We start from the raw sequence: 3,755 nt of genomic DNA, 5'->3' as shown, positions 1-3,755 counted from the left end.
AAAGGGAAATCAATCAACGGTTCTTCGAACCCTCCAGGTCCAGTAATAAACCGTGACAGGTCCATTTTATAGAATCGTTAATCAATACCCACAAACTCCAAATCAAAAATATTACGGCTTTAATCAACGGTTCTTCAATCCCGTCATTTTTCAAACAGCCTCTTATAGTTTCTTCTATAATTTACTAATGTAATGGGTGGCCTAATTCCATCGGTCGCCAAGCACCCATTTCATAAATGACCGGCACGTGCTGGTTGCTGTCATTTACGATCATTCCCTCCTTAGGCTGAGGAATGGATAAAATTTTTTTTTCAGGCATAGATGCAATTTGTATTATATCATAAAAAATAGTGATATTTTTATCGTTTATTTCCAACGCAGGGGGAGAAATGACACCTTTTTTTATCGAGGATGTCCCTAATATGAGACTTTTTTGTGAAGCCAAGATATCAGTATCATTTTTTTCTTTTGACCATAGACCTTGCCCGATAATAATAGCGTTATTACTATGATCTTGCATTTTATTTATATTGCTGGTTGTGCTGTTCTTTATAAAAAATGGCCCTGAAATACCAAAATTACCGTTGTCATGTATCTCTAAAGCACGTCCAATATTATTGATATATTCTAATGAGGCGTGAGAAGAATTATAAGTCAGTCTCCGTTTGTTTAATTCTTCTTTTGTACCGTTTGCCGAAAAATCAATATTCTGATCTGCAGCCATTCTAAGTGCAGCTCCATACAAAGAAGGTGTATAATTATATTTGAAGCTCCCAGTTCCATCTGGAATGGGGTCACCATTTCTATCTGTTTTCAAAACAAAGCTTTTTTCAGGATCTATAAAATGCACAGCAGAGGTATCGATAAATGCACCAGAAAAATTATCATTTGATGTTATTCCAATATCAAACCAAGAGTCTCCTGTTCCAAAATAATTATTCCCGTCGAGAAATATTGCTTTTGAAAATCCAGCATTAAATAAACCTAAATGTTTCCACTGTATGTTTCCATCAAATATTATTTGATTTTTTCCAATGGACCAAGTTGGATTTTTATTCGAAGTTTTTCCATCATTGGATGCAGAATATAAATGAAATCTTCCATCAAAAGAAACTACTCTAATACGATCATTTTTTTTGTAATATTTGTTGGGCATCCAAGTGGAATTTTCAATTAATTCAGAATTTTTCCCAACGCCATGCACGTAAAAATTTTCTGATCCACTTTGAATCCAGATGCCTTTTCTATTCCCATCGCCAGGTAGAAAAATAGGATGACCTGTATCAGGGCCATTCCCTGATCCGTCCAATTCAGCAAAAGTTTCTGAAAAAGGTTCTGGAGAAACACCTGTTGTATCTCTCTGAGAAATAGAGATACCCCACGTGGATGACCTCCCATCACGAATAAGCGTTCCATCAAAAATCTGGGATTGGTTAAGAAGTGGTGCTTTTTCGCCTTGTGATTGATCCATTAACCATAAAGAAATGCCCGTTAAACTACCATACCCCGATGGTGTTTGATAGGAATTTATCATCACGGGAGGAATTTTGCTAAACATTCCTCCGCCCCCATATCGATCTATATTTCCAGATGAATTTTCATATACAATATGAACAATTGGACGAGAACTCTGTGCGTGTTTTGTATGTTTCTCTATATTAATAGACCCATTGAAAGGTGAAATGGTAGTGTCATTATCAGCATCTATAAAAGATCGATCATAAATTCTCTCATTTTCGCCTAACACTTTAATTGTTTCTTGAGAGAAATAAAATATATTATTGTTTGTAGAGTTAGGAGAAGAAGGCGCCAAAATATCATAATTATTCAAATTAGAAGGCATAATTGCCCCTACAGGGATATTAATGATTTCGTCTCCGACCAATGCACTACGGAAGTTTTGCCACATTTTTGATTTTTGTAAATTGGATTGTTGTAAATCTTCTTTCTCGGAGACTTCATGTTTTCTTTCTTCGTTAGTGAGGTCAACATATTTTCCTAAATCCAGCGTTGAAAGACCACCAGAAAAGTTTATAGTGGCGGGTTCTGCATGAAGTCGAAAAGTAGTCAAACAGCCCACAAGGAATAAAAGGGTCAATTTATACAGCATGCATAATTCCGTGAAAACTAGGTTAATAACTCAAAGAAGATTTTTAATATCTTTTTTTAATTTATATTCTTTATAAAATCCTTTTAAATTATACTCATCTAAAATGTAATCTAGAAGACTTCCATCCCTGGGAAGAATATTTTTATCAATATCTGCACTTCTTAAGCATTCATTCCATAAATGAATACATACGGCACCCATCTGACGGAATTCTGTAATTTTATCGGCGCTAACTTCTTCTTCTCTGACGTTAAATGCCCACCAAAACTGCGCTGGATAAAATACTTTTTCCACTTGGCTATATTTTTCAAGGTGATATTTTTCGACCAATTTTGTAAGAAGAAGAGGTCCAGTTTCTCCCCACAGACAGTATTTCCCAATATCTTGAGAAATACGAGAAGCTTCATGTAAAAGCTCATGATCTTTAGGAAATTTCATAATTGCATTATTAATAATTACATTATCTTGATAGCCAAAAAATATTTCTGTATCAGGCCAATCTCGAGAAATACAAATAACATCAGTATCAATCCAGATTCCGCCTTTTTTCTTCAAAAGTTCCCAGCGGAAAATATCAGAAAATATAGCAAAAGAACCTTTATGGTCGCCATTTTCCAAACTGAAAAGCATTTCTTCTGGAAGAATTTCTCTGGCATCTCGTCCATTGATAAAAGAGGGAAGATGTTTGTAAGAATACGAATACACAACGACTTCATGCCCATTCTTAACAAAAGAAGTTAAGCAAGCAAGTTCCTGTGGCCCAAGATTACCTTCATAAAAAGTCTGAAACAGCATGATTAGGGCCTGTTAGGGCTTGATCCAGTCTGCTGCGGCAGCGATGTGGATGACCGCGAGGAACGACGTTGCTGTTTTTTCGTATCTGGTTGCGACAGCGCGCCACTCCTTGAGGCGAGCCCAGAGGTTCTCGACAAGATGTCGACACCGATAGGCCCATTTTGGGCAGGCGACCGGCCCATCGCGTCGTTTCGCAGGAATGGCGGGCCGGGCTCCCATGTCCCATATCCGTTCACGAAAGGCATTCGACGCATAGCCCTTGTCCGCCACTACCCACAGGGGAATGGCGGGAAGGTTGTCGAGCATGGCTGGTGCCAGGGGCAGTTCATGAGCCTGTCCGGGGGCCAGCGCAAAACCGAAGGCTTTTCCATGTCCATCAGCGATCACGCAGACTTTCGTGCCATAGCCGCCGCGAGAGCGGCCAAGTGCTTCACGATGGTCCCGCTCTTCGAAAGAGGCCCCTTTTTTTGGGCTCCCGCCGCCTTGTGGTGAGCCCTGATGTTCGTACCATCCAGAAAAGTCATTCCGAACGCCACTCCCTGTTGTTCCTGAACCAGTTCGAGCAGGCGTTCCCATACGCCGAGTTTCGCCCAGCGGATGAAAAGCTGCGCCGCCCGCCACCATGGACCCAGTTCAGCGGGGATGCTCCGCCATTTCGCGCCATTCTCATGGCGCCAGAAAATTGCTGCTATCGTACGCCGCAGATCATGGGGCGGCGTCTTGCCCCTTGGGCGAACCGCCTCAATCAGAGGTTCCCAGATCGCCCATGTCTCGTCCGTAAAGGTGCCTGTTCTGTCTCCTTCTTCCATCCCTACAATATGGGAAGAAATTCAAGATCTAACAGGCCCTA

Annotated in this window: 3 protein-coding genes; all 3 read right to left on the bottom strand. The window is 40.5% G+C overall.

Translation table 11 applies throughout. The features are described 5' to 3' along the window. Nucleotides 1–184 precede the first annotated feature (184 nt). Entirely contained in the window at nt 185–2,110 is a 1,926-nt protein-coding gene (locus AD928_RS14620) for a hypothetical protein (protein WP_156470019.1), read from the bottom strand. A 30-nt stretch (nt 2,111–2,140) separates the two neighbouring features. Further along, nucleotides 2,141–2,905 carry a capsular polysaccharide synthesis protein gene (locus AD928_RS00565; RefSeq protein ID WP_062247416.1) on the bottom strand — a complete coding sequence of 255 codons (765 nt, stop codon included), beginning with the start codon at nt 2,903–2,905 and terminating at the stop codon, nt 2,141–2,143. Between the two features lie 12 nt (nt 2,906–2,917). Beyond that, nucleotides 2,918–3,714 (bottom strand): IS5 family transposase gene (locus AD928_RS00560; RefSeq protein ID WP_197459167.1). Its coding sequence is split into 2 segments (ribosomal slippage): nt 2,918–3,375 and nt 3,375–3,714, totalling 798 coding nucleotides; the frame shifts between segments, so codons are not numbered across the junction. Nucleotides 3,715–3,755 lie beyond the last annotated feature (41 nt).

This window comes from Acetobacter cerevisiae, from assembly GCF_001580535.1.
Taxonomy (GTDB): domain Bacteria; phylum Pseudomonadota; class Alphaproteobacteria; order Acetobacterales; family Acetobacteraceae; genus Acetobacter; species Acetobacter cerevisiae.
The sequence above is the reverse complement of the archived record's forward strand: the minus strand, read 5'-3'. Positions and strand labels throughout refer to the sequence as shown.